The 25378-nt window shown below is 62.1% G+C and carries 21 protein-coding genes; 5 read left to right on the forward strand and 16 right to left on the reverse strand.

Annotated elements, in window-relative coordinates:
* Positions 1 to 220 precede the first annotated feature (220 nt).
* Positions 221 to 547: an IS5 family transposase gene (locus tag C1720_RS11375; RefSeq protein WP_102284282.1), complete on the reverse strand. Its 327-nt coding sequence runs from the start codon at positions 545 to 547 to the stop codon at positions 221 to 223.
* 179 nt (positions 548 to 726) lie between these two features.
* Positions 727 to 2211, reverse strand: a complete 1485-nt coding sequence (locus C1720_RS11380) for an efflux transporter outer membrane subunit (RefSeq protein WP_158241719.1) — start codon at positions 2209 to 2211, stop codon at positions 727 to 729.
* A 288-nt stretch (positions 2212 to 2499) separates the two neighbouring features.
* Here C1720_RS11380 and C1720_RS11385 point away from each other — a divergent pair, with 288 nt between their 5' ends.
* Positions 2500 to 3912 (forward strand): SLC13 family permease, encoded by a 1413-nt coding sequence (locus C1720_RS11385; protein ID WP_102284284.1) that lies wholly within the window; start codon positions 2500 to 2502, stop codon positions 3910 to 3912.
* A gap of 29 nt (positions 3913 to 3941) precedes the next feature.
* Here C1720_RS11385 and C1720_RS11390 read toward each other — a convergent pair whose 3' ends face one another.
* From C1720_RS11390 to C1720_RS14030, 9 genes are all read right to left on the reverse strand, one after another.
* Positions 3942 to 4724: a TonB-dependent receptor plug domain-containing protein gene (locus C1720_RS11390; protein WP_102284651.1), complete on the reverse strand. Its 783-nt coding sequence runs from the start codon at positions 4722 to 4724 to the stop codon at positions 3942 to 3944.
* A gap of 284 nt (positions 4725 to 5008) precedes the next feature.
* Entirely contained in the window at positions 5009 to 7069 is a 2061-nt protein-coding gene (locus C1720_RS11395; protein ID WP_102284285.1) for an acetyl-CoA carboxylase biotin carboxylase subunit, read from the reverse strand.
* Positions 7070 to 7272: 203 nt separating this feature from the next.
* Positions 7273 to 8805: an acyl-CoA carboxylase subunit beta gene (locus tag C1720_RS11400; protein ID WP_050714246.1), complete on the reverse strand. Its 1533-nt coding sequence runs from the start codon at positions 8803 to 8805 to the stop codon at positions 7273 to 7275.
* Between the two features lie 101 nt (positions 8806 to 8906).
* Positions 8907 to 9953 (reverse strand): methylmalonyl Co-A mutase-associated GTPase MeaB, encoded by a 1047-nt coding sequence (gene meaB / locus C1720_RS11405; protein WP_102284652.1) that lies wholly within the window; start codon positions 9951 to 9953, stop codon positions 8907 to 8909.
* A 38-nt stretch (positions 9954 to 9991) separates the two neighbouring features.
* A complete protein-coding gene (locus C1720_RS11410) occupies positions 9992 to 10258 on the reverse strand; it encodes a hypothetical protein (RefSeq protein WP_102284286.1) in 267 nt (88 codons plus the stop codon).
* Entirely contained in the window at positions 10255 to 12417 is a 2163-nt protein-coding gene (gene scpA / locus C1720_RS11415) for a methylmalonyl-CoA mutase (RefSeq protein ID WP_102284287.1), read from the reverse strand. The genes C1720_RS11410 and scpA overlap by 4 nt, the downstream gene beginning before the upstream one ends.
* 570 nt (positions 12418 to 12987) lie before the next feature.
* Entirely contained in the window at positions 12988 to 14478 is a 1491-nt protein-coding gene (locus C1720_RS11420) for a polyhydroxyalkanoate depolymerase (RefSeq protein ID WP_102284653.1), read from the reverse strand.
* Positions 14479 to 14781: 303 nt separating this feature from the next.
* The gene (locus C1720_RS11425; protein WP_158241720.1) at positions 14782 to 16890 is read right to left on the reverse strand and encodes an O-linked N-acetylglucosamine transferase, SPINDLY family protein; all 2109 of its coding nucleotides are present in this window, start codon (positions 16888 to 16890) and stop codon (positions 14782 to 14784) included.
* A 43-nt stretch (positions 16891 to 16933) separates the two neighbouring features.
* Positions 16934 to 17179 carry a hypothetical protein gene (locus C1720_RS14030; RefSeq protein ID WP_199170997.1) on the reverse strand — a complete coding sequence of 82 codons (246 nt, stop codon included), beginning with the start codon at positions 17177 to 17179 and terminating at the stop codon, positions 16934 to 16936.
* Between the two features lie 21 nt (positions 17180 to 17200).
* On the opposite strand from C1720_RS14030, the gene C1720_RS11430 reads away from it, so the two are divergent.
* The gene (locus tag C1720_RS11430; protein WP_158241721.1) at positions 17201 to 18106 is read left to right on the forward strand and encodes an amino acid ABC transporter substrate-binding protein; all 906 of its coding nucleotides are present in this window, start codon (positions 17201 to 17203) and stop codon (positions 18104 to 18106) included.
* Between the two features lie 256 nt (positions 18107 to 18362).
* Positions 18363 to 19415 (forward strand): tRNA lysidine(34) synthetase TilS, encoded by a 1053-nt coding sequence (gene tilS / locus C1720_RS11435; RefSeq protein ID WP_102284654.1) that lies wholly within the window; start codon positions 18363 to 18365, stop codon positions 19413 to 19415.
* A gap of 366 nt (positions 19416 to 19781) precedes the next feature.
* Here the strand turns inward: tilS and C1720_RS11440 are convergent, their stop codons facing one another.
* Together C1720_RS11440 and C1720_RS14035 are read right to left on the reverse strand one after the other, a co-directional pair.
* Entirely contained in the window at positions 19782 to 20471 is a 690-nt protein-coding gene (locus C1720_RS11440) for a LysR substrate-binding domain-containing protein (RefSeq protein ID WP_199170998.1), read from the reverse strand.
* A complete protein-coding gene (locus C1720_RS14035) occupies positions 20425 to 20685 on the reverse strand; it encodes a LysR family transcriptional regulator (protein WP_199170999.1) in 261 nt (86 codons plus the stop codon). Before C1720_RS14035 ends, C1720_RS11440 begins: the two co-directional genes overlap by 47 nt.
* Positions 20686 to 20791: 106 nt before the next feature.
* Between C1720_RS14035 and C1720_RS11445 the strand changes: the two genes are divergently transcribed.
* Both C1720_RS11445 and C1720_RS11450 read left to right on the forward strand, forming a co-directional pair.
* Complete coding sequence (locus C1720_RS11445) at positions 20792 to 21934, forward strand: alpha/beta hydrolase (RefSeq protein WP_102284290.1); 1143 nt, start codon at positions 20792 to 20794, stop codon at positions 21932 to 21934.
* Positions 21935 to 22133: 199 nt separating this feature from the next.
* A complete protein-coding gene (locus C1720_RS11450) occupies positions 22134 to 22496 on the forward strand; it encodes a hypothetical protein (protein WP_102284291.1) in 363 nt (120 codons plus the stop codon).
* 89 nt (positions 22497 to 22585) lie between these two features.
* On the opposite strand, the gene C1720_RS11455 is transcribed toward C1720_RS11450, so the two are convergent.
* The 3 genes from C1720_RS11455 to C1720_RS11465 all read right to left on the reverse strand — a co-directional run bounded on the left by C1720_RS11455 (position 22586) and on the right by C1720_RS11465 (position 25331).
* Entirely contained in the window at positions 22586 to 23344 is a 759-nt protein-coding gene (locus C1720_RS11455; RefSeq protein ID WP_199171000.1) for an ABC transporter ATP-binding protein, read from the reverse strand.
* Positions 23345 to 23402: 58 nt separating this feature from the next.
* On the reverse strand, positions 23403 to 24281 hold the full coding sequence (locus C1720_RS11460) for an SDR family oxidoreductase (protein ID WP_233199956.1): 879 nt from the start codon (positions 24279 to 24281) through the stop codon (positions 23403 to 23405).
* Positions 24282 to 24350: 69 nt separating this feature from the next.
* The gene (locus C1720_RS11465) at positions 24351 to 25331 is read right to left on the reverse strand and encodes a zinc-binding dehydrogenase (protein WP_102284293.1); all 981 of its coding nucleotides are present in this window, start codon (positions 25329 to 25331) and stop codon (positions 24351 to 24353) included.
* Positions 25332 to 25378: the final 47 nt, after the last annotated feature.

A 25378-nucleotide genomic window follows, 5' to 3' on the forward strand; every position in this document is an offset into this window, starting at 1 on the left:
TCGTTTGAACTCCTTGAGCTTGCCCAAGAAGTTTTCTATGAGGTGACGCCAGCGGTACATGTGCTCATCAATAGACAAAGGCTGGCATCGATTGGGTCTTTGCGAGATCACGATTGGCTCGCCTTGCGCTTGCAATGGCTCTGCCAGCCATTGAACATCAAATTGCCCAGCGTATCGCACAAGGCCCGTATCCTGGCGCTCACGCCCCCGCGCGAGTGCCCTATGGCCTGACTTTGAGTCCTGCGCCCTGGCCGTGACGGTGCACTTTCACGATCGTGGCATCGGCCATGGCGTATTGCATATCCGGCTGGCCGCTGACGGCATCAAAGAGTTTTTGCCAGATATCGGCCTTGACCCAGTCACGAAAGCGTTTGAAAACGGTGTTGCATTTGCCGAATTCTTCAGGCAAATCGCGCCAGGGGCTGCCTGTGCGCACGATCCACAGCACGGCCTCTACAAACAAACGGTTGTCCGTGCCTCTTGGCCCTGCATCGCCAGGCTTGCCCATGCAGTGCGGGGCCATCAGTGCCCACTGCTTGTCGCTCATGCTCTTCTTTCCATGGCGGGATTGCTGCGTAAGAGCAGGATTCTCAAAACGCCCTAGTCAAACGGGCGCGAAAGCTGTTTTTCAAGCTTGCGGGTTCGCTCCTGTTTTTGATGAATGCAGGCCCCGCACAAGCTGAAAAAACGCAGGCTGGCTTTGCGTTCGCGCACGGAAAACGGTTTTCACTGCGTGTCAGGCGTGGGGGCAGGCGCGGGCGCGTTCAGCCCGCCCGCGCTGGCGCCCAGCGCCTGGTAGAGCTGCACCTGGGCCAGCAGCAGGTTCAGCTGCGCGTCCACCTCGGCCAGCTCGCTTTGGCGGCGGCTTTCCTGGGCGGTGAGCCAGTCGCGCAGGGGCACGGCGCCGGCGCGGTAGCGGGTTTCGGTCATTTCGTCGATGCGGCGCGCCTGCGCTGCCAGGGCGGCCTGGCGCTGCACGGCATCGCGCTGCGTGGCGGTGGATGAGAGGGCGTTTTCCACATCGGCCAGGGCTTGCAGCAGCGTCTGGCGGAAGGTATTGACGGCCTGCTCGTGCTCGTTTTGCGCGATTTGCGGGTTGCGGCGCATCTCGCCCGCGTTCAGAAAGGGCAGGCTCAGGCCCGCGCCCAGCGCGGCCACGGGGTTGGAGAGGATCTTGAGCAGCGAAGCGCTGCCCGTGCCCAAGGTGCCGGTGAGGCTGAGCGCCGGGTAGAAAGAAAGCTTTTGCGCCTGCACGTTGGCCAGCGTGCCGCGCAAGCGCCATTCAGCCGCGCGCAAATCGGGCCGCCGCGCCAGCAAGCTGGCGGGCACGCCCGCGCCGGGCTGCGCCCGCGCGGCCAGCTGCGCGGCGTTTTGGGGCAGGCCGTCTGGCTCGGCAATGCCGGCGGGCAGGTGGCCGGGCGCGGCGTCCAGCAGCACGGCAAAGGCGTGGCGCATCTCGGCGCGCTGCTGCTGCTGCGCGGCCAGGGCCACTTGCTGGGTCTGCACAGCCTGCGCGGCCTGCGCCTCATCCAGCCCCGAGGCCGCGCCCGCCGCGTGCTGCGCCTGCGTGAGTGAAAGCGTGCGCTCGGCGTGCGCCAGGCTTTGCCGCGCCACGCGAATGCGCTCCTGCATGGCCGCCAGCTGCCAGTACTGGCGCACCACGCTGGCGGCCAGCGTGGCGGCGGCCTGGTCGCCATCCAGCGCAGCGGCTTCGCGCTCGAAAGTGGCCATGTCGGCCTGCGCGCCCAGCTTGCCCCACAAATCAATTTCCCATGAAGCGCCCAGCGACACGCCGTAGCTGCGCGTGCTGCGCTGCGCGCTGCCCGTGACGGGGCGGTTCACACTGGCGGTCACGTTGCCGCTGGGCGTGGGGCGCAGCGCGGCGCCAGCGGCCTCGGCCCGCAAGTCAGCCGTGCGCAGCTTCAGCAGCGCATTGGCCAGCGTGCCGCTGTGCGCCAGCGCGTGCGCCACGGCGGCATTCAGCGCGGGCTGCTCATATTGTTTCCACCACTCGGCGGGAATGCGCTCTTGCGCGCCATCCGCGCCGGTTCGCGCATCGGGTTGCGTATCTGATGGCGCGCCGGCCCCGCTGCTGGCGTGCTGCCAGGCGGCGGGCGTTTGCGGCGGCGTGATGTCGGGCGTGGTTCGGTGAGCGCAAGCCGCCAGCAAGGCGGAGGCCGCTGCGGCGGCAAGAAAAGAGGCGTATTGCATGACGGCGAGCATATGCGCTGGGCCGCCATGAATGCGCCTCTGGAAAGAAGCCGCCCGCTTGCGACGCCGCAGAGCGCCCGAGGCCGCGCTTTTTGCGCCCACGGACAGGCTTTGAACAGGCTCCCAAACCGCCGCTGAATCTGAATATCAAACGCCTGTTTGAGCTTTCGCAACATGAAGGGGCGCAGATCATTCTGCGTTTTGTTTTAATATTTGAATGCGAATTCTGGCGGCTGCCGTTATTGCCTGCCAGCAATCAGCAAACCAGTCAATCTAGGAGAAACCCTGATGCCAGACCAAGCGCAGGCCGAACAGCGGCCGGACAATGTCGAGTTATTGAGCGCGCAGGCGCCCATTACCAGTTTTCGCGGCTTGCTCATCGCGATAATTGCCGCCATCGTCAGCGCCGTGCTTTATCAAATCCTGCCTTATGACGCCAATGTCAACAAGGGACTGACCATTTTGGTATTTGTCGCCATCATGTGGTTTACCGAGGCCGTTCATATCACGGTAACCGCGCTGATCGTGCCGCTGTTCGCCATCTTGTTCAAAATACCCGATATGGGCACCAAGGAGGCATTGGCCGGTTTTTCCGATCCGATTATTTACGTCTTTTTCGGCGGTTTTGCGCTAGCCACTGCGCTGCACATGCAGAAAATTGACCGGAAAATCGCCATCTGGCTGATTTCACTGTCACGCGGCAATACCTTCGTTGCCGTGCATTTGCTGTTTGCCGCCACGGCTTTTTTATCCATGTGGATCAGCAATACCGCCACCGCCGCCATGATGCTGCCGCTGGCAATGGGCCTGATGAACCATATGGACAAGGACAAAGACCGCAACACTTTTGTTTTTGTGCTGCTCGGCATCGCTTATTGCGCCAGCATTGGCGGGCTGGGCACTGTGGTGGGCACGCCGCCCAACGCCATTGCCGCCAAAGCCCTGAATCTGGATTTTGCCGGCTGGATGAAATTCGGCCTGCCCATGATGCTGGTGCTGCTGCCCTTGATGCTGGTTTCGCTGTTCGTGATTTTGAAACCCAATTTCTCGCAACGGGTTGAAGTGGCCGATGAAGAGATTCCGTGGACGCTGCACCGCGTGATTGCCATGCTGATTTTTGCCGCCGCCGCCGTGGCATGGATATTTGGCAGCCAGTTGAAAAAAGAATTTGGCATTGACAGCCCTGATGCTTTTGTTGCCCTGAGCGCGGCGGTAGCCGTGGTGATTTTTGGCGTGGTGCGCTGGCGCGAAGTGGCGCGCAATACCGACTGGGGCGTGCTGCTGCTGTTTGGCGGCGGCATTGCGCTGAGCAAGCTGCTGCAAAAATCCGGCGCGTCCGCCGCGCTCGGTCAGGAAATGGCCAGCGCTTTTGTGCTGGCCCATCCGTTTGTCGTGATTTTGGCCGTATCCACCTTCATCATTTTCCTGACCGAATTCACCAGCAATACCGCTTCCGCCGCCCTGCTGGTGCCGGTATTTGCCAGCGTGGCCGAGAAAATGGGCATGCCCAAAGAGGTCATGGTGCTGATTATTGGCATTGGCGCTTCTTGCGCTTTCATGCTGCCGGTGGCCACGCCGCCCAATGCCATTGTGTTTGGCACGGGGCTGGTCACGCAAAAAGACATGCTGAAAGCCGGCATGCTGCTCAATATTCTTTGCATTGCCGCCGTTTCGCTATGGGCCTATTTCTTTTTGCTGTAAATCATTGGGCCTGGAGCAAGGAGCAGGCGTCAGCAGGAAGCAAGCCGGAGCAGGCCGCTTTTTCTAGCTCCTACATCAATAGCATGATGTCCTAGTAGAACCTGCGCCAGATGCCGTTTTGACCCCTTTATATTTGCTCCTGTTTTTGCTAGCACCTGGCCAATGGGAGCCTGTTCAGGCAGGCTGCAAAGCTGGCTTTCAGACATGAAAAAGCCCCATCTACCGGGATGGGGCTTTTTCATTTTGGCGAACGGCGAAAAAGCGGCGCGGCGGGCGCTTTCATTCACATTTTCTAGGCGCTCGGCAGGGTTGAGGCGCGTGCCCAGCATGAGGGCGTTGCTCGTGATCTTGTCGCTGTAGGCCATCTTCATCCAGTAATTGGCGCCCGAATCCCAGTTGGGTTCGGGCAGGCCCGTGAGGCCGCGCAGCACTTCAATGTGGTCATACACGGCCATGTCGGTCATGCTTTGCGGATCGCGCGTGGGGTTGCCGGAAGATCCGGGCACGGTGCTGGAGATGCCGTCTTCCTGAATCTGGTCGATGTAAAAGCCGCGCGACTGAAAGCGCACGCGGCCCGTTTCGCTCAGCACATTGATGCCGGTGGTGCTGCGCATGGCGCCGGCCATGCCGGTAATGCCCTGCTCGCGCAGCACGGGCTTGCTCACCACGGTGACGGACTGCGGCGTTTGCCGCATCGACAGCTCCATGCCCGTGGTGGCTTGCATGGCCGAAGCCTTGACTTCCACGGTGGGAAGGCTGCCGGAGGAGGCGCTGCCGTCCTTTTCCTCCGTTTCCTGGGCAAGGGCGGGCATGGCGGGCAAGAAGGCGGCCGCAAGGGCCACGGGTTTGACGGCGCTTGTTCCGCTCTTGAAAAGAGAGCGGCAAATCCAGTCCGTACCAGGACTTGAAGCCGGTTTGGCACCTGAAGGCACGCCTGCCGTCTATCAGGTCATATCGCATCAACTCAATGACCGGCGGTGGCGGTTTGCGAAGGCGCTCCCGGCTCGTCAAATAAAAAAGCCGCAGCTTCGGCCGGCGCCGAATGCTGCGGCTGATTGGGCGCGCCGGGGGCGTAGGCCGCCAGCGCGCGCGGGGCTTACTCGAATTCGACGATGGGCTGGTCCACCGCCAGGCTTTCGCCGGGCTGGGCCAGGATGGCCTTGACCGTGCCGTCGGCGCTGGCAAAGAGGATGTTTTCCATCTTCATGGCTTCGATGACGGCCACGCGTTCGCCCGCCTGCACTTTCTGGCCGGGCTGCACGGCCACTTGCGTGAGCAGACCTGGCATGGGCGAGAGCACGTAGCGGCTCATGTCAGGCGGCGCTTTGTAGGGCATGAGCTTGTGCAGCTCGGCGGTGCGCGGGTGCATGATGATGGCGTCGATCTGCGTGCCGTTGTGGATGACGCGGGTGACGAGCGGGTTTTTGGTGTGGCCGCGTTCCATTTGCACGGTAAAGGGCTGGCCATTGACCTGGCCCGTGACGCGGGCGTTGCCCAGCATTTGCTCGACAAGGATTTGATAGACCCGGTCGCCTTCGGGCGCGTGGATGGTGACGGGCGCGGCCGCGTGCAGGGTGACGGCGCCGAGCGAGGCGCTCACGTAGCGGTTGTCGCCTTCCTTGCCCAGCACGCACACCACGAATTCGCGCCCGGGCAGGCGCTTGAAGCCTTCCCAGAATTTGCCTTGCAGGCCCTGGGCGCGGTTGCGGTACCACATGTGCAGGCGCGCGGCCAGCGCCATGAGGAAGTAGGGGTCGGCGTGCGGCACGTCTTCGGAGCGAAAGCCCTGGGCGTAGTGCTCATTGATGAAGCCCGTGTTGAAGTTGCCGCTGATGAAGCTGGGGTGCGCCAGCAGCGCGGCCTGGAAGGGAATGTTGCTTTGCACGCCCTTGATGACGAAGCCGTTGAGCGCCTCGCGCATGCGGGCAATGGCGTCATTGCGGTCTTTGCCGTGCACGATGAGCTTGGCAATCATCGAGTCGTAGTACATGCTGATTTCGCCGCCGTCGGTCACGCCGGTGTCCACGCGCACGCCGTATTCGGTGCTTGGCTGGCCCTGGAAGAGCGTTTGCTCCGGCGGCTGAAAACGCACCAGGCGGCCCGTGCTGGGCAGGAAGTTGCGGAAGGGGTCTTCGGCGTTGATGCGGCACTCGATGGACCAGCCCACTTTCTTCACGTCGGCCTGGGCGATGGCGAGTTTTTCGCCTGCGGCCACGCGAATCATCTGCTCCACCAGATCGAGGCCGGTGATGCACTCGGTGACGGGGTGCTCCACTTGCAGGCGGGTGTTCATTTCCAGGAAGTAGAAGTCCTGGTTCTTGCCCACCACGAATTCGACGGTGCCGGCGCTTTGGTATTTCACGGCCTTGGCCAGGGCCACGGCCTGCTCGCCCATGGCCTTGCGGGTTTCTTCGCTGATGAAGGGTGATGGCGCTTCTTCAATCACCTTCTGGTGGCGGCGCTGGATGGAGCATTCGCGCTCGTTGAGGTAGATGACGTTGCCGTGGGCGTCGCCCAGCACCTGGATTTCGATGTGGCGGGGCTGCTCGACGAATTTTTCGATGAACACGCGGTCGTCGCCAAAGGAGTTGCGCGCTTCGTTGCGGCAGGAGTCAAAGCCTTCGTGCGCTTCCTTGTCGTTGAAGGCCACGCGCAGGCCCTTGCCGCCGCCGCCCGCGCTGGCCTTGATCATCACGGGGTAGCCAATGCCCTTGGCGATTTCCACGGCTTTTTCGGCGGACTCGATCGGCTCGTTATAGCCGGGAATGGTGCTAACGCCCGCTTGCTTGGCCAGCCGCTTGGAGGCGATTTTGTCGCCCATGGCGGCAATGGCTTCGTGCTTGGGGCCGATGAAGATGACGCCTTCTTCCTCGCACTTGCGGGCGAAGGCTTCGTTTTCGCTCAGAAAGCCGTAGCCGGGGTGAATGGCTTCGGCCCCCGTGGCCTTGGCCGCCTCGATGATTTTGTCGCCCAGCAGGTAGGACTCGCGCGAAGGCGGCGGCCCCAGGCGCACGGCTTCATCGGCCATTTGCACAAAGCGCGCGTCTTTGTCGGCGTCGGAATACACGGCCACGGTGGCGATGCCCATTTTGCGGGCCGTGGCGATGACGCGGCAGGCGATTTCGCCACGGTTGGCAATGAGGATTTTCTTGAACATGGTGATATTTCCTGTGAATGTCTTTTCAATTCAGCGCGCGCCTTGCGCGTGTGCCGCAAGCGCCTGCCCGGGCCGCGTTTCGCAGATCAACGGCCATTGAGGGGGCATGGGCGGGCTGGCATGGGCCATGCCGCCCGGCTTCATGGCGTTTGGGGCGTTTTGCGCTTTGAACACGTGCGGCGCCAGCGATCAAAACAAGAGCATCAAAGCGGAATGTTGCCGTGCTTGCGCCACGGGTTTTCCAGCTTCTTGTCCTTGAGCATGGCCAGGCTGCGGCAGATGCGCTTGCGGGTTTCGTGCGGCTGGATCACGTCGTCGATGAAGCCGCGCGCGCCAGCCACGAAGGGGTTGGCAAAGCGGGCCTTGTATTCGGCTTCGCGGGCGGCGAGCTTTTCGGGGTCGTCCTTGTCCTGGCGGAAGATGATTTCCACCGCGCCCTTGGCGCCCATCACGGCGATTTCGGCATTGGGCCAGGCCAGGTTCACGTCGCCGCGCAAGTGCTTGGAGCTCATCACGTCATACGCGCCGCCGTAAGCCTTGCGGGTGATGACGGTGATCTTGGGCACGGTGCATTCGGCAAAGGCATACAGGAGCTTGGCGCCGTGCTTGATGATGCCGCCGTACTCCTGCGCAGTGCCAGGCATGAAGCCGGGCACGTCCACGAAGGTGATGACGGGAATGTTGAAGGCATCGCAAAAGCGCACGAAGCGCGCGGCCTTGATGCCGCTTTTGATGTCCAGGCAGCCCGCGAGCACCAGCGGCTGGTTGGCGACGATGCCGACCACGTTGCCGTCCATGCGGGCAAAGCCGATGATGATGTTGGCGGCGTAATCGGGCTGCAACTCGAAGAATTCGCCGTCGTCCACGGTTTTGACGATCAGCTCCTTCATGTCGTAGGGCTTGTTGGGGTTGTCGGGCACGAGGGTGTCCAGGCTCAGGTCGGCGCGGTCCGCCGGGTCTTGCGTGGGGCGGTAAGGGGCTTTTTCGCGGTTGTTGGCGGGGATGTAGTTGAAAAAGCGCCGCAGCATGAGCAGGGCTTCAACGTCGTTTTCAAAGGCCAGATCGGCCACGCCGCTCTTGGCGGTGTGGGTGCTGGCGCCGCCCAGTTCTTCGGCGGTGACTTCTTCGTGGGTCACGGTTTTCACCACGTCGGGGCCGGTCACGAACATGTAGCTGCTGTCCTTGACCATGAAGATGAAGTCCGTCATGGCGGGCGAATACACCGCGCCGCCCGCGCAAGGCCCCATGATCATGCTGATTTGCGGAATGACGCCGCTGGACATGACGTTGCGCTGGAACACGTCGGCATAGCCCGCAAGCGAAGCCACGCCTTCCTGAATGCGCGCGCCGCCGGAGTCGTTCAGCCCGATAACAGGCGCGCCAACTTGCATGGCCTGGTCCATCAGCTTGCAGATTTTTTCGGCGTGCGCTTCAGACAAGGCCCCGCCGAACACGGTGAAATCCTGGCTGAACACGAAGACGAGACGCCCGTTGATGGTGCCGTAGCCAATGACCACGCCGTCGCCGGGAATCTGGGTGTCGTTCATACCGAAGTCGGTGCAGCGGTGTTCGACGAACATGTCCCATTCTTCAAAGCTGTCTGCGTCCAGCAGCACTTCGATGCGCTCGCGGGCGGTGAGCTTGCCCTTTTTATGCTGCGCATCAATGCGCCTCTGGCCGCCGCCCAGACGGGCGGCTTCGCGCTTTTTCTCAAGCTGTTCGAGGATTTCTTTCATGGTGGCTTCTCTTTCTTGAAAGTCAGGGAAATCAAATGGAGGAAACGGGTGGCGGCGGGTCTTATTTATCCAGGCTTGTTCAGGCGGCTCCGGCGGCAGGCTCATGCCTGCCCTTCAGCGGTCAGCGCCAGCAGGCGGCGCGCAGCGGTGGAAGGCGGCAGATGCCCTTGCGTGACGGACTGCGTGATATCCGGCAGCGCCGCACGCACCTGCGCGTGGGCGCGAAAGGCGGCTTTCAACCCTGCATCAATGCGCTCCCACATCCACGCCAGGGCCTGCTGCTGGCGGCGCTCTGTCAAGGCGCCATTGGCGGTTTGCGTGGCCTGAAATTCAGTCACGGCCTGCCAGAAGGCGTCCAGCCCCTGCCCTTGCAGGCCGCTGAGCTGCATGACGCGCGGCTGCCAGCGCGCGAGCGTGCTCGCTGCGCCGCCCGCGCCCTCCGCAACGTAGGTCATGCGCTGCGGATTGCCTTGCAGGCCCAGCAGTCGCAAGGCAGTCTGAATCTGCACCCGCGCGCGCGTGGCAGCGTGCGGGTCAATGTCAGCCTTGTTGATCACCACCAGATCGGCCAGCTCCATCACGCCTTTTTTGATGGCCTGCAAATCGTCGCCCGCGTTGGGCAGTTGCAGCAGCACGAACATATCGGTCATGCCCGAAACGGCGGTTTCGGACTGGCCGACGCCCACGGGTTCAATCAGCACCACGTCATAGCCTGCGGCCTCGCACACCAGCATGGCCTCGCGCGTTTTCTCGGCCACGCCGCCCAGCGTGCCGCCGCTGGGGCTGGGGCGGATGTAAGCGTCAGGCAGGCCCGCGAGGCGCTCCATGCGCGTTTTGTCGCCCAGGATGGAGCCGCCCGACACGCTCGAAGAAGGGTCCACCGCCAGCACCGCCACGCGATGGCCCTTTTCAATCAGGAACACGCCCAGCGACTCGATGAAAGTGCTTTTGCCCACGCCCGGCACGCCGCTGATGCCCAAGCGCAGCGCCCGCCCCGTGTGCGGCAGCAGGGCCGTGAGCAGCTCATCACCCTGCGCGCGATGATCGGCGCGGGTGGACTCAAGCAAGGTGATGGCCTTGGCGATGGCGCGCCGCTGGCGCAGCACGTCGCCCTGGGTGATGTGTTCGAGCAGCACGGCGGTGTTCATCGTGGGCATATGGCGGGTCTTTCTTTATGCAGCCAGCTTTATGCAAGTCCGTTTCTTGCGCCATGCTTTTTGCGCCACTGGCGCACGCTCCAGGCTGCGAGAGCCAGCGCAGGCAACATGAGAAGGCCCCACCAGGCAGCAAGCGCCTGCCAGCCTGAAGCGCCGCCAGGCATGCGAAAAGCCATCCAGCAGGTCAGCAGCAGCCAGCCCGCCGCGAAAGCCTGTGCCATCAGACCGGCCAGCAGGAGCAGCACGCCCTGCGCCAGCCCTTTCAGCAGCTTTCCCGGCATCGCCAGCCAGTTCATGCAGGCACCCGCGCCTTTTTGATTTGCTCCAGCACGTCTTTCGCGCTGACCGGAATGGGCGTGCCGGGGCCATAAATGCCTTTGACGCCTGCCTGATACAGAAAGTCGTAGTCCTGGCGCGGAATCACACCACCCACGAACACCACGATGTCATCGCCGCCTTGCTCGTGCAGGGCCTTGATGATGGCGGGCACCAGCGTCTTGTGACCAGCGGCCAGCGTGCTCACGCCCACGGCATGCACGTCGTTTTCAATGGCCTGGCGCGCGCACTCTTCAGGGGTCTGGAAAAGGCTGCCAATGTCCACGTCAAAACCCAGGTCGGCAAAGGCCGTGGCCACTACTTTGGCGCCACGGTCATGGCCGTCTTGCCCCAGCTTGGCGATCATCACGCGCGGGTGGCGGCCTTCTTCTTCGGCAAAGGCGCTGATTTCGGCCTTGAGCTTTTCCCAGCCTTCGGCGCTGTCGTAGGCGGCGGCATACACGCCCGCCACTTTCTGCACGTCGGCGCGGTGGCGGCCAAAGGCTTTTTCCATCGCGTCGCTGACCTCGCCCACCGTGGCGCGCGCGCGCATGGCCTCGATGGCGGCGGCCAGCAGATTGCCCTGCCCCGTCTCCGCAATCTTCGTGATGGCGTCCAGCGCCTGCTGCACCCGCGCGCTATCGCGTGCGGCCTTCACGGCCTTCAGCCGCGCAATCTGCGCCTCGCGCACCTTCACGTTGTCCACCTCCAGGATGTCCACGTGGTCTTCCTTGTCCAGCCGGTACTTGTTCACGCCCACGATCACGTCGCGCCCCGAATCAATGCGCGCCTGCTTTTCAGCAGCGGCCGCTTCAATCTTGAGCTTGGCCCAGCCGCTGTCCACGGCGCGGGTCATGCCGCCCATGGCGTCCACTTCTTCAATCAGCGCCCAGGCCTTATCGGCCATTTGCTGTGTCAGGCTTTCCATCATGTAGCTGCCCGCCCACGGGTCCACCACGTTGGTGATGTGTGTTTCTTCCTGGATGATGAGCTGCGTGTTGCGCGCGATGCGGGCGCTGAACTCCGTGGGCAGCGCGATGGCCTCGTCCAGCGCGTTGGTGTGCAGGCTTTGCGTGCCGCCAAACACGGCGGCCATCGCCTCAATGGCGGTGCGCACCACGTTGTTGTAGGGATCCTGCTCGGTAAGCGACCAGCCCGAAGTCTGGCAGTGCGTGCGCAGCATCAGGCTCTTGGGGTTCTTCGGGTTGAACTCTTTCATGATGCGGCACCACAGCAGCCGCGCGGCGCGCATCTTGGCGATTTCCAGATAGAAATTCATGCCAATGGCCCAGAAGAACGACAGCCGCCCGGCGAAGGCGTCCACGTCCAGCCCCTTGGAAAGCGCCGTTTTCACGTACTCCTTGCCGTCGGCCAGCGTGAAGGCCAGCTCCAGCGACTGGTTCGCGCCCGCTTCCTGAATGTGGTAGCCGGAGATGGAAATCGAATTGAACTTGGGCATGTGATGCGCCGTGTATTCGATGATGTCGCCAATGATCCTCATCGACGGCTCCGGCGGGTAGATGTAGGTGTTGCGAACCATGAACTCCTTGAGGATGTCGTTCTGGATCGTGCCCGCCAGCTGGTCCTGCCGCACGCCCTGCTCTTCGGCGGCCACCACGTAGCCCGCCAGCACGGGCAGCACCGCGCCGTTCATGGTCATGGAAACGCTCACCTTGTCCAGCGGAATGCCGTCAAAGAGAATCTTCATGTCCTCCACGCTGTCAATGGCCACGCCCGCCTTGCCCACATCGCCCGTCACGCGCGGGTGGTCGCTGTCGTAGCCTCGGTGCGTGGCCAGGTCAAACGCCACGGAAACGCCCTGCCCGCCTGCCGCCAGCGCCTTGCGATAAAAAGCGTTGGACTCCTCGGCGGTAGAAAAACCTGCGTACTGGCGGATGGTCCAGGGCCGCACTGCGTACATGGTGGCCTGCGGGCCGCGCAAGAAAGGCTCAAAGCCCGGCAGTGTGTCGGTATAAGGCAGGTTTTTGATGTCTTGCGCCGTGTAAAGCGGCTTGACCGTGATGCCGTCAGGCGTGAGCCAGTTCAGCGCCGCCACATCGCCGCCGGGAGCGGACTTTTGCGCGGCCTTTTGCCAGTCATCGAGGGTGGCGTGCTTGAATGAAGGCGTTTTGTCAGTCATGCTGATTCCTGCAAGTCAATTGCAAAACTCACGGTCACAGCCTGCGGCGCCGTCATGGCAAAAAGCTGGCGGCTTTTTCTGCTTCCTTTTCCCGCCAGACCTCATGCCGCTTGCGGCGCACGCGGCCTTGCTCGCGTGAATGCAGCCATCGGGGCAGCTGCACGAACTGAATCTACCAGCCAGAACTCCAGAAAAACATGCCGGTAAACCCTAGATTGCGCCGTGGATTTGCGTTTTCTGGCCTGCGTTTTGAATGACGCCAAGGCATGGCAGCGCCCGCCAGCCACCTGGCCGCGCAGGGCGCGAAGAGCCAGCTGGATAGGCCAGGCGCCAAGCAGCCTGCCGGCAGGCGAAGAGTAGGCGGAGCAGGCAGTGTCAATCCGCTCCTTCATTCATAGCAATAGGTCCTAGTGGAATGGGCGCAAACGCCATTTCTAAAGGGCCTGAATTTGCTCCTGTTTCTGATGCGCCTTCATGCCGCCAGAACCTGCTTATGGCCTGGCGGCAAGAAGTTGCGGGTCGGCTCCGGAGCTGCAGGCCGCCCTCCTCCTGTGAGGCCGTGGCGCTTTCTCAAGCGCCGTTCTTGCCCTTGGCGGCCGTCTTGGGCGCGGCTGGCTTGGCTTCAGCCTTGGGCGCAGCGGCCGCCTTGGGAGCGGCCGGTTTCGTTTCAGCAGGCTTGGGCGCTGCCGCCTTGGGCGCCTCTGCGGGCTGGACAGCCGCAGGCTTGACCGGGGCGGCGCTGGCTGCGGGAGCGGCCTGAGGGGCTGGCCTGGAAGCAGCCGCCTTCCTGGCTGCGGCGGCTTCGCTGCGGGCGATGAAATCGCGGATATGCGGATACACCTTCTCGCGCCAGCGGCTGCCGCTGAACACGCCATAGTGGCCCGCGCCCATCACCGTCAGGCGGTTGCCTTCAACGGGCGGCAGGCTGGTGCACAGCGCGTGAGCCACTTCCGTCTGGCCGCTGCCTGAAATGTCATCCAGCTCGCCTTCCACCGTCAGCAGAGCCGTATCAGTAATGTCCTGCGGGCGCACGCGTTCCAGCTGACCTTGCGAATTGCGCACGCTCCATGTGCCTTTGGGCAATGCGTAATCCTGGAAAACGGCCTTGATGGTTTCCAGATAATAATCGGCATCCATATCCAGCACGGCGTTATATTCGTCATAGAAACGGCGGTGCGTTTCAGCGCTGGATTCATCGCCCCTGATCAGGTTCCTGAAATAATCATAATGGCTGCTGGCGTGGCGGCCCGGATTCATGGCAATAAAACCGGCATGCTGCAAAAAGCCAGGATAAACACGCCGCCCCGCGCCCGGATATTTGGGAGGCACGCGGTAAATCACGTTGTTTTCAAACCATGAAAGGCTTTTGCCCGTGGCCAGGCGATTGACGGCCGTAGGCGAGCGGCGCGCGTCCACCGGGCCGGCCATCAGGGTCATGCTCAAAGGCGTGGTTTCGCCGCGCGAAGCCATGAGCGCCACTGCGCCCAGCACGGGCACCACAGGCTGGCACACGCTGACCACGTGGCACTGGCCCGCAACGGCCTGCAAGTGGCGAATGAAATCTTCCACATAGTTCACATAATCGTCCAAGTGAAATTCGCCATCGTCCAGCGGCACATCGCGGGCGTTTTTCCAGTCGGTAATGAACACGTCATGCCCTTGCAGCATGGTTCGCACCGTATCGCGCAAAAGCGTGGCGTAATGGCCGGACAGCGGCGCCACAATCAAAACCACGGGCTGCTTCTTGATTTTCTCCAGCAAAGCGGCGTCATCGGTGAAACGCTTGAAATGGCGCAGCTGGCAAAATGGCTTGTCCATTTCCACCTGCTCGTCAATCACGGCCTCCGCGCCATCAATGGTGATTTTGTGCAGATTGAATTCAGGCTTTCCATAATCCTTGCCCAGGCGGTGCAGCAGCGAATATCCGGCCGAAACGCGATGCGCCAGCGGCAAGCGCCCCGCAGGAGAATTCGGGTTGCCATACAGCTTGGAGGCGGCGGCGGCCATATCGGTCAACGGTTCCATCCAGGTGCGTTGGGTTTCATAAAGTTGGTAGAGCATCAGCAAGACCTTGTGAGAAGGAAAGAATGAATTTTGCAGCGCCGCCGCGCACATGTCTTGCTCTGGCGCACAAGCGCGCGCCGGGCGGCAGGAGCAAAAAGAGGCCCAAATTCGCTTCTCAATTCATAGCATGAGGTCCTAGTAGAACGGGCGCGAGAGCCGTTTTCCGCTCCCTGAATCTGCTCCTTTTTTTGATTCATTCTGACTGCGGCAACCGGCTCCTGCCACCCGGTTGCTGCTTGCGCGCCGCCTGCCAACCGCCTGCCAGGTTGGGCGCGAGGGCCGCCGGGGCTGGCGGGCCGCTCACGCGGGCACGTCAAAGCTTTGCGGCGGCTGGCCGCTTTGCCAGCGCTGCGCCATGCGGGTGTAGGCGGCTTCCAGATGGCGGGTGTAGGCGAGGGTGTCGTGCAGGGGGCAGGCGGCGCGGTTTTGCTGCAAACGCAGGCGCAAGGCGGCCAGCTCGGCCGGGCGGGTGGCCAGGCGCAGGGCGAGGGCTTCGTATTCGGCCAGCGTCGATGTGGCCAGCTCGGGCAGGCCGGCGGCGCGCACGATGCTGGTGGCGCCCCGGCCCACGTAGGTCTGGCCGGTGCAGGTGAGCACGGGCAGGCCGGCCCACAGGGCGTCTGACGCAGTGGCCAGGGCGTTGTAGGGCAGGGTGTCCAGAAAGAGGTCGGCCAGCGTGTAGCGGGCCAGGTATTGGTCAAAGCGCGTGCGCTCGGCAAAAACAAGGCGGGCGGGGTCGATGCCCGCCTGCCGCGCTTGCGCGCGCAAGTTGGCGCTGGCGTCTTCGCTGCCCTTGACGAGCCAGAGCACGCTGCCGGGCACGGCGGCCAGCAGGCGCAGCCAGATGGCAAAGATGTCCGGCGAAATCTTGTAGTTGCCGCTGAAGGCGCAGAAAACGAAGGCATCGGGCGGCAGCCCCAGCGCCTGGCGCGGCGGCGGCAAGGCGATGGGGCGCTGGCGGTCGGTGGGCAAATAGCAGCGGGGCAGGCGCACGATGGCTTCGCTGTAGTGGGGCGCCAGCTCGGGCGGCATGAGGGTGGCATCGCCCACGATGTAGTCGATGAAAGGCAGGCACAAGGTGCCGGGGTAGCCGATGTAATTGACGGCAATGGGCGCGGGGCGGCGGGCCAGGATGCCCAGGCGCTCGCCGCGCGTGTAGCCCATCAGGTCCACGGCGATGTCGATGCCTTGCGCGTGGATGTGGCGCGCGGCCTGCTCGTCGCTCATGGCGCTGGCGTCCACATAGTGCTCAAAGGCATGGCGCAGGCGCTCGTTCATGCCGCCGCTTTGGCGTTCGCCATAGGCGTAGGCGTAAATCTCGAAGCGGCTGCGGTCGTGCAGCTCGAACACTTCGGCCAGCACGCGCATGACGGCGTGCTGCACGTAATCCGCCGAGAGGTAGGCAATGCGGATGCGGCCCGGCGAAAGCGCCTTTTTGGCCGGCAGCGGCGCGGGCGCCGGCAGGTAGCGCCTGGCGGCCAGCGACGAGCACAGGCGGTTGCTGGCGGCATCGCCGCTTTGGGCCTGCCAGGTCAGCGGCGACACGGCCGCCCTGCCCTGCTGCATGGCCGCCTCGATGCGGGCCTGCCATTCGGGCAGGCGCGCCCAGGCGGCGGCCTGTCGCAGGTCTTGCAGCACCATGCCGGGCAGGTCTTCCTCATCGGGCAGCAAGGCCAGCGCCTTTTCAAACTCGCCAGCGGCCTGCTCGAAGCACTGCAAGTCTTCCAGCGCCTGGGCCTGCAAAAGATGGGCTTGCGCGGCAGATGCGGCGTCTTGCGCGGATGCCGCCGCGCCGGGCAAGGCCCGCCCCGCCTGCAACTGCTGCACGCTTTGCAGCAACTGGGCGGCGGCCTTCTGGTTGTCTTCGGCGCTGGCGCCCACGTCTTTGCGCATGAGCGAGGAGGCGGCGGGCGCCACGGCTTCCGTGCGGCCCAGGCCCAGCCGCGCCTGCAAGGCCGCATGCGCTTGCGCGGCCGGCTCCAGCGCGGGCAGCAGCGCCAGCGCGCGGGCGTGGTCATTCAGCGCTTCTTCCAGCCGGCCCAGCCCTTCTCTGGCCACGCCCCGGCGGTGAAAGGCGGCGGCGTAATCGGGCTTGAGCGCCACGGCGCGGTCAAAAGCCGCCACGGCCTGCTCCAGCCGCCCCAGCGCCAGCAGAATGTTGCCCAGGTTGTTTTGCAAGATGGCGTGATCGGCCTGCACCTGCGCGGCCTGCTCCAGCCAGCCCAGCGCCTGCTCCAGCTGCCCTTGCTGCGCGAGCGTGGTGCCCAGCAGGTAGAGCGCGTCAAAGTGCCGCGCGTCGCGCTGCAAAACCTGCGCGTAGCACTGGCGCGCCTGCTCCAGCTGGCCCAGATGCTGGTGGGCCAGGCCCTGCTTGAACAAGATGCTGATGTCGGAAGCGGCAGAAGGCATGGCAGGCATGAAAGCTGGGCGCGCAAGGCAAAAGGCGCCGATGCTAATCAATGGCCCCGCACGGGCCGAGATGTATTTTTTTCTGCGGATTTGCGATTTTTCTGATGTCGTTGTAGCACAATGAAACGTATCCGCTTTGAACTTTGGTATGCCTTGCAAGAACCTGCCTGGTCTGCGGCATTGCAAATGTCTTGATGGGCGGCAAGCGGACCATCAAATCCGTCTGCTGCTTGTGCGCCTTGCCGCCCCTCGCGGCCAGGCTCTGGACAGGTTCCGAAGGCTTTTTCAACTCGCTTGGGAGACAGGGCTTATGCGTTATTTACCGGGTTTGGCCTGGCGCGGCCTGGCCGCCGTGGCGCTGGCTGCGTGCGCGGCCACAGCGGCTGCGGCAGACATCACGCTGGAAAAAATCAAACACACGGGCGTCATCACCATTGGCTACCGCGCCTCGGCCGCACCTTTTTCGTTTGACGCCGCGCCCGGCAAGCCTGCGGGCTACGCCATCGACATCTGCCAGCGCCTGGTGGCCCAGTTGCGCGAGCAGCTGCACCTGCCTTCGCTGCAAGTGCGCTATGTGCTGGCCAACGCCGCCGAGCGCGTGGCCAAGCTCGACAGCGGCGAAATGCAGATGGAGTGCTCCGACTCCACCAACACCAAGGAGCGCCGCGAACAGGCAGCCTTCGCCCCCGCCTACTACTACGCAGGCACGCGCCTGCTGGTGCGCGCCGACGACAGCGCCGACAGCCTGGCGCAAATGGACGGCCGCTCCGTCGCCGTGATCGCAGGCTCCACCGGCCAGGCCATTGCCAAGGCGCGCAAGGACGCGGGGGTGAACCTGAACATCATCGAAGTGCCCAACGCCGCCGCAGGCGTGCGCGCCGTGGTTGAAAAGCGCGCCGACGGCACGCTCTCTGACGACATCGTGCTGCTGGATCAGGCCAAGATGCTCAAAGACACCGTCAAGGTGGTCGGCCCCAAGATGTCGGTAGAGCCGCTGGCCATCATGCTGCCGCGCCACTCGCCCGACTTCCGCAACCTCATCGTCCGCAGCATGCTCGATTTGCTGCGCGATGGCGTGGTGCAGCAGCTCTACCAGACCTGGTTTGAAAACCCCATGCCCGTGCGCGGCTACTCGCTGGGAACGCCCCCTGACGCCTTACTGAAAGACGCCTTCCGCCGCCCCAGCGAATTCGTCTCTGAATGGACGGTGATGTAGGCGCTAGCCCGCTGGCCCGCCCGGCAACCCAATTGCCGCTTTTCGCGAAAGATGGTTTGCTGCGCCGCCATCCCTGGCGCCCAGAACCCCATTGCCCTTCAAGCCGAAGCCGGGGCAGGCGGCAGCCCGGAAACTTGCCGTCTGGCCGCAAGCAGCTTCAAAAGCAAATTTTTTGCTTCTTAATCCATAGCATTACGTCCTAGAGGAAACTGCGGGAAACGGCCTTTTCACCCCCTTGAATTTGCTCCTGTTTCTGATGCACTCCTCCCCTTCTCGCGTGCCCTGCCCCGCCGCTGGCGAAGCCGCTTGCGTTGATACCGCCCTGGCCGCCTTCGCCCGCCAGCGTCCGCCTTTGCCTCTGGGCGTGGCTTATTCGGGCGGGGCCGATTCCACGGCGCTGCTGCTGGGCTGCGCGCGGCTGTGGCCGGGGCAAGTGGTGGCGCTGCACGTCAATCACGGCCTGCAAGAAGCGGCCAGCGCCTTTGAAAGCCACTGCGCCGCCTTCTGCCAGCGCCTGGGCGTGCCCTTGCGCGTGCGGCACGTGCAGGCCGCCCACGCCAAGGGCGAAAGCCCCGAAGCCGCTGCTCGCGCGCACCGCTACGAAGCCCTGCTGGCGCTGGCCGCCGAGCCGCCCGCCTTGCGCGCCATCGCGCTGGCGCAGCATGCTGACGACCAGGTGGAAACCGTGCTGCTGGCCCTCTCGCGCGGCGCGGGCCTGCCGGGCCTGGCCGCCATGCCCGCCCGCTGGCAGCGTGGCGGCCTGGCCTGGGCGCGTCCTTTTCTGCGCGTGCCCGGCGCGGCCCTGCGCGAGTGGCTGGCGAAGCAGGGCCTGAAAGCCGTCGAAGAAAACAGCGCGGGAAACGACGCAGGAAACAGTGCAGAAATGGGCTGGGTGGAAGACCCCAGCAACGCCAGCGCGCGCTACACGCGCAACCGCATCCGCGCCCAGGTGCTGCCCGCGCTGCAAGCAGCGCTGCCCGGCTTTCGCGCCGCCTTCGCGCGCAGCGCCGCCCACGCGGCCCAGGCGCAGCAACTGCTGCAAGAAGTGGCCGCGCAAGACCTGGCCGCCTGCGGCGCAGCACCGCCCGTCATCGCCGCCTTGCAAGCGCTCAGCCCCGCCCGCCAGGCCAATGTGCTGCGCTACTGGCTGGCCAGCTGCCACGCCAGCGCACCCAGCAGCGCGCAAATGACCGAGCTGCTCGCCCAGATTGCCGCCTGCACCACGCGCGGCCATCGCCTGCGCCTGAAAGTGGGGGCGGGCTACGTGCTGCGCCAGGGCGAGCGCCTGCAATGGCTTGAAAACGGATGAGCGCGGGCAGAGCGCGGCGCTGAAAACCTGCTCACCATCCGTCTGCGCACCAGTTTTTGCAGCCTCCCGTGCCCTGAAAAACAGCGCTGGTTTCGCTACTGCTTAAATAGCGATAAAGCCCGTGAAACCGTACGGCAAAGGCATTTTCAGAGTTCCAAATCTGCTCCAAAAAAGAGTCAAGCGCGCCAAACCCGGGGCTGTGCGTGGCTGGCGCACTTGCGCTCACGGCCAGGTCTTTGAACAGGCTCCCCAAACTGGTCCGCAGTCCGTTCACCCGCGAGAAGAGCTGTCCAGCGTACGCCGCAGCCAAGCTGCAAACGGTGGCCATGAACGTGCGGCAGGCTGAACGCGCAGCCGCCCTGCCCTTCACTGCCGCGCCGCATACTGCCGCCGCAGCGCCTGCGTCAGCCAGTCAAACACGGCCAGCACGCGGGCTGGCGTCATGCTGCGCTGCGGGCGATAGAGAAACAGGCTCCAGCTTGCGCGGCGCAGGCTGGGAAACAGCTCCACCAGCCGCCCCTCTTGCAGCGGCGCGCGGCACAGGTCGTCAGGCAGCAGGGCGCACACGCGGCCAGCCAGCGCGGCGGCCAGCTCGCTGCAAGGATCATTGCTGACAAAGCGTGGCAGCGCAGGCGTCAGGTGCAGCCCGTCATTCACGGGCCAGCCCCAGGAGCGGCCCGTTTCGGCATGGATCAGGCTGCTGGCGGGAAAGCGCCGGCGCAAATCTTCCAGATCGCGCGGCGGCCCCAGGCGCGCCAGCAGCTGCGGCGCGGCCACGAACAGGTCGCGCGTTTGCGCGATGCGGCGCACGATCATCAGCGGCTGCGGCTCCAGGCCCAGGCGCACGCCCATGTCGATGCAGTTCTCCACGGCATTCAGACGCGCCTCATCCACGCGCCAGTCAATCACCCAATCTGGGTAATCAGCGCAGCGCGCCAGCAAGTCAGCCAGCAGCGCCTCGTTGCCAGGCAAGCGCGGCACGGTAATGCGCACCACGCCCGCCATCTCGTCATCCTTTTGCCGCGCCGTGGCAAAAAGCTTCTCGCCATCCAGCAAGAACTGCCGCGCGCGGCAAAAAACGCGTGCCAAAGTCAGTCAGCCGCACCTGGCGCGTGCTGCGGGCAAACAGCGGCTCGCCCAAAGCCGCTTCCAGCTCGGCAATCGCACGCGTCACCACCTGCGGTGAAACCGAAAGGCGTGATGCCGCCTGCCGAAATTGCAGCGTCTGCGCCGCCGCGCAAAAGTACCTGAGCGCCTCCAGCCGATTCATGAGTTCCTCTTTGGCGAATAGTCAATTCCAAAATGATTCATTGTGCCGGAGCAACCGGCCCCCAATAATCCATTTCATTCCATTCACCAGCAGCAAGGAGCCGCCCATGAACCACCCCTTTCTCAGAACTTTCATGCAAACCGCCGCAGCCCTGGCATTCACTCTGACCGCCCCGGCCCTGGCCGATATTCACGTCACCCATATGAAAGGAACCCAAGCCATGTCACTCACCGAGCAATGGGACAAGATATTCCCAAAATCCGACAAAGTGGAACACCGCAAAATCACCTTCAAAAACCGCTATGGCATCACATTGGCAGGCGACTTGTATATGCCAAAAAACATCCGCCCCGGCCAGAAGCTGCCTGCGATTGCCGTGGCCGGCGCATTCGGCGCGGTGAAGGAGCAGTCCAGCGGGCTGTACGCGCAAACAATGGCCGAACGCGGCTTTGTAACCCTGGCGTTTGACCCGTCCTACCTTGGCGAATCGGGCGGCGAGCCACGCAATATGGCATCGCCCGACATCAATACCGAAGACTTTTCCGCCGCCGTCGATTTTCTCGGCCTGCAAAATTTCGTGAACCGCGAGCAAATCGGCATCTTGGGCATTTGCGGCTGGGGCGGCATGGCGCTGAACGCCGCCGCCAGCGACACCCGCATCAAGGCGGTTGCCACCAGCACCATGTACGACATGACCCGCGTTATGGCCAACGGCTATGAAATCAATATGAAGCAAAACGCCCTGGGCGGCTACGACCGCGCCCCCGCGCAAACCGCCGAAGCACGCTACCAAATGAAAACGCAGTTGAACAATGGCCGCTGGGACGCCGCACAAAACAGCTACGCCACCCTTGCGCCCGCCAACAATCTTGACCCCGAAAAAGACATCACCGCCGACACGCCAAAGTTCATTGCCGAATATGCACAGTTCTACCGCACGAAACGCGGCTTCCACCCGCGCGCGGTCAATTCCAATCCGCAAGGTTCGTGGGCAAATACCGTTCCGCTGGCATTCATCAATATGCCGATTCTGCAACGCGCCAGTGAATTACGCGCACCCGCCTTAATCGTGCATGGTGAAAAGGCGCATTCCCGCTATTTCAGCGAAGACGCGTTCAAATCGCTGGGCAGCCCAAACAAGGAGCTATACATCGTGCCGGGCGCGAGCCACACGGATTTGTACGACAATGCACGCGGCAAGATTCCGTTTGACAAGTTCGAGCAGTTCTTCAAGGCAAATTTGAAATAAGGCGGACCGAAACGCGGTTTCAACGAAGCCCAAAATCAGCCCGAATATGCAAACACAGTCTGAAAAGGCCGCCTGAAGACAGAGCAGACGCAGGGCGGGTTTCAGCTCACCAAGCAGCGAAACCCAAAAACGCTGGACTGAAACCCACTCTGCGCCCGCCAGCCGGTCAGCCTGATAAACGCCCAATGAGGCCATCATCATGAAAAATGCCGTTATCTACATACATGGCCAAGGCGGAAATGCAAAAGAAGCTGACTACTATAAAAAATTTTTCGACAGCGAACATGTGATCATGGGGTTTGATTACAAATCGAGATTCCCGTGGGAGGCCCAATTGGAGTTTCCTGATTTTTTTGATCTCGCAACTTCTCAATACAATAAAATCTATTTAATAGCCAACAGCATTGGCGCCTATTATTCCATGATCACTTCTTTGGAAATCATGATGAACTTCGCAAACAAGATCGGCGCTACCGTCACCGTCATGAACCATGGAGAACATTGGTTTCATACAGAGGAACAAATGAACTTCCTGGATAAATGGTTCAAGAAATTCATATAAAACTTCAAAAGGCGCCCTCATATCAAGGCGGGCCAACTAAAGTTTTACAGCGGCTCCGGCAGGCATCAATGCCCAAACCGCACGGCGGCCTACCCCAGCAAGGCCTGCCGCACTGCTGCCTGTTCGTGCGGGTCCATCTGGTGAAACTGACTGATCAGCTGCGCTGCATTGGGCGTATCGGCGGTGGAAAACAGGGATTTCACATAATCGTTTGCAGGCCGGTTTTTGATTTCTTCCGGCGCGCCGATCTGCACCAGTTTGCCGTTGTGCATCACGCCGATACGGCAGGCGAGCCTCAAGGCTTCCTGCATATCGTGGGTCACGAAAACGATGGTGGCGCCCAATTTCTTGTGAATCATGGCAATTTGGTCTTGCAGCACGGCTCGCACCAGCGGGTCAAGCGCGGAAAAGGGTTCATCCATCAGCAGCACCTGGGGTTTGGCGGCAATGGCGCGCAAAATGCCAATGCGTTGCTGTTCGCCGCCGGAAAGCTCGTGCGGATAACGGTCGCGGTAATGTTCGGGCGAAAGTTCCACCAGCTCCAATAATTCATTCACGCGCGCTCTGCGCTCGGCTTTTTGCCAGCCCAGAATATCGGGCATGAGCGCGATGTTTTGCGCCACGGTCATGGTGGGAAACAGGGCAATCTGCTGCAACACATAGCCGATCTGGTGGCGAAGCTGGCGGATGTCGTAATCCTTAATGCGCTTGCCGTGCAGGTAAACATTGCCGTCAGTCGGTTCAATCAGCGCATTGATCATGCGCAAAGTGGTTGATTTGCCGCTGCCCGAACCGCCCACCAACACGAAAAACTCGCCCTGATAAATGGTGAAATCCAGTTCACGCACGGCATATTTTCCGTCATACTGCTTGCCTGCGCCGCGAAATTCGATAAACGGAACAAGATTATCTGGCATATTGTGCCTTTACTACGGCTTCAAAACCGATCGGCGCGTGCCCTAACAATCGCGGCAGGTCGTCTGAAACGGCAGCGAGTTCGCCTTTGGCGATGGCGGTGTAGGTGGAAACCCACGCCTCGATCTGCCAATCGGGCGTGTCGGGATAGGCGGCTTTGCGGCTGGCAAAGGCTTCTTCCACGGTTTCGTTGTGGTAGCGGTATGGCGTTCCGGTGATGGCGGTCAGGGTTTGGGCGATATCGGCAAAGCTGAGCGATTCGCTGCCTGTGAGCGTGTAAGTGCGGTTGTCGTGCGCGCGGTTTTGCGCGGCGATGCCGGCAATCACGCTGGCGACTGCTTCCGCCACGTCTTTTTGCGACACGCACGCCACGCGACCATTCCCGGCCGGGCCTGCAATCAAATGCGCGTTATCGGCAAGATTTGCCATCATCTCGCTGTAAAAATTGTCGCGCAGAAAGGTGTAGCGCATATTCGTTTGCCTGATCGCATTTTCGGTAACTGCATGGGTACGCGCCAGCGTGAAGGTGCTGTCCAACGCCGCCTGTGCAAAAGAGAGATAGACCATGTGTTGCACGCCCGCTTCCAAAGCAGCCTGCACCAAAGTCAAATGCTCCTGCTCGCGCGTCGGGCTTTCGGCGGCGGACACCATAAAAAGTACGTCCACGCCGCTTAATGCCTGCTTGGCAAGCTTGAAATCGCCATAGGCAAACTGCCGCGCTTCGGTATTCGGCAAATCGGGGGCTTTGGCGGGATTGCGCAGCGGCAGAATCAGCGGCAGGCCGCGTGCGTTCAAATGGCGGGCGACCATGCCGCCGATGTTGCCGCTGGCGCCTGTAATAGCAATATCCATCTTGTTTTCCTTGTGCATTCCAATAGAGATATCAATCTTCTGTTTGCACGACTTCTCTCAAGCCATGTGCTGATTGCCTTTGAGGTTTCAAGCAGCCTTTTCAGGCAGTCCGCCCCGTCCGTTCATCACCACCACTTTCCCAAATCCGTCCGCGCTTTGCAAGAAACGGTGGGCTTCGGGAACCTGTTCCAATGCAAACACGCGTTCAATCAAAATTTTCACATTGAATCGCCGGATATAATCAAACATCGCATCCAGCTTGGCTTGCGATACATGGCCAGAATAAAAGGCGGTGAGATAGCTGTTGTTTTTGAGTTCGATAATCGGATCAAAATCATTTACGTACCACAAATTACCGAGTTGCCCCGTATTGCAGACGATGCCATGCTCGTTGATGTGGGAGAAGGAATCGCGCAGGGTTGCCGGCCCTACCAATTCCAGAATCTTGTCGTAGCTTTGGTCAGTTTTCAGTTTGCCGCCCGCTTCGGTAATCACTTCGTCAAATCCGACCGCCTGCAAACGGGCCGCTTTGGCAGGATTACGCGTTGAACCATTCAGCACAATGTGCGGAAACTGCGCTTTAAGCAACTGGGCAAACGCCACGCCCACGCCGCTGCCTGCGCCGCGCACCAGAACGCGTTCTTGCGGCGCGATGCATAGCTGCTGCAATGAACCGAATGCAGTGTAATAAGTCTCGGGAATCGCAGCAAGGGTCGTCCAATCCAGATCGGTATGAACGGGGTAGATTTGCTCGTTGGGCAGCAACACATATTCGGCGTAGCTGCCGTCAAAGGCACGCCCCATTTCGCCCATAATGGAGACGACCTTTTGTCCGACCGCCAGCGCGGGCGTGGAACTTTGCGCCACTTCGCCTACACATTCAATGCCCAAGATGCGCGGAAATTGGACAGACGGCGATTTGCCTTCGCGTGTGAAAATCTCGGAATGGTTGATGCCGAAGCCTTTGATTTTTACCAGTGACCAACCCTCTTTGATATCAGGTGTTGGCACGTCTTGATAAATCAGTTGTTCCGGGCCGCCGGCTTGGTAGATTTTTACGGCTTTCATAACGTTTTCCTAAGAAGTTGTTTTTATTTAGAGAGAGTTTGCAGGCT

Source organism: Ottowia massiliensis, assembly GCF_900240305.1.
In the GTDB taxonomy this organism is placed as follows: domain Bacteria; phylum Pseudomonadota; class Gammaproteobacteria; order Burkholderiales; family Burkholderiaceae_C; genus Ottowia; species Ottowia massiliensis.

Coding starts and splice junctions, on each gene's coding strand:
- C1720_RS11375 (WP_102284282.1), bottom strand. CDS start 547: ATGAGCGACAAGCAGTGGGCACTGATGGCCCCGCACTGCATGGGCAAG.
- C1720_RS11380 (WP_158241719.1), bottom strand. CDS start 2,211: ATGCAATACGCCTCTTTTCTTGCCGCCGCAGCGGCCTCCGCCTTGCTG.
- C1720_RS11385 (WP_102284284.1), top strand. CDS start 2,500: ATGCCAGACCAAGCGCAGGCCGAACAGCGGCCGGACAATGTCGAGTTA.
- C1720_RS11390 (WP_102284651.1), bottom strand. CDS start 4,724: ATGCCCGCCCTTGCCCAGGAAACGGAGGAAAAGGACGGCAGCGCCTCC.
- C1720_RS11395 (WP_102284285.1), bottom strand. CDS start 7,069: ATGTTCAAGAAAATCCTCATTGCCAACCGTGGCGAAATCGCCTGCCGC.
- C1720_RS11400 (WP_050714246.1), bottom strand. CDS start 8,805: ATGAAAGAAATCCTCGAACAGCTTGAGAAAAAGCGCGAAGCCGCCCGT.
- meaB (WP_102284652.1), bottom strand. CDS start 9,953: ATGAACACCGCCGTGCTGCTCGAACACATCACCCAGGGCGACGTGCTG.
- C1720_RS11410 (WP_102284286.1), bottom strand. CDS start 10,258: ATGAACTGGCTGGCGATGCCGGGAAAGCTGCTGAAAGGGCTGGCGCAG.
- scpA (WP_102284287.1), bottom strand. CDS start 12,417: ATGACTGACAAAACGCCTTCATTCAAGCACGCCACCCTCGATGACTGG.
- C1720_RS11420 (WP_102284653.1), bottom strand. CDS start 14,478: ATGCTCTACCAACTTTATGAAACCCAACGCACCTGGATGGAACCGTTG.
- C1720_RS11425 (WP_158241720.1), bottom strand. CDS start 16,890: ATGCCTTCTGCCGCTTCCGACATCAGCATCTTGTTCAAGCAGGGCCTG.
- C1720_RS11430 (WP_158241721.1), top strand. CDS start 17,201: ATGCGTTATTTACCGGGTTTGGCCTGGCGCGGCCTGGCCGCCGTGGCG.
- tilS (WP_102284654.1), top strand. CDS start 18,363: ATGCACTCCTCCCCTTCTCGCGTGCCCTGCCCCGCCGCTGGCGAAGCC.
- C1720_RS14035 (WP_199170999.1), bottom strand. CDS start 20,685: ATGAATCGGCTGGAGGCGCTCAGGTACTTTTGCGCGGCGGCGCAGACG.
- C1720_RS11445 (WP_102284290.1), top strand. CDS start 20,792: ATGAACCACCCCTTTCTCAGAACTTTCATGCAAACCGCCGCAGCCCTG.
- C1720_RS11450 (WP_102284291.1), top strand. CDS start 22,134: ATGAAAAATGCCGTTATCTACATACATGGCCAAGGCGGAAATGCAAAA.
- C1720_RS11460 (WP_233199956.1), bottom strand. CDS start 24,281: ATGCACAAGGAAAACAAGATGGATATTGCTATTACAGGCGCCAGCGGC.
- C1720_RS11465 (WP_102284293.1), bottom strand. CDS start 25,331: ATGAAAGCCGTAAAAATCTACCAAGCCGGCGGCCCGGAACAACTGATT.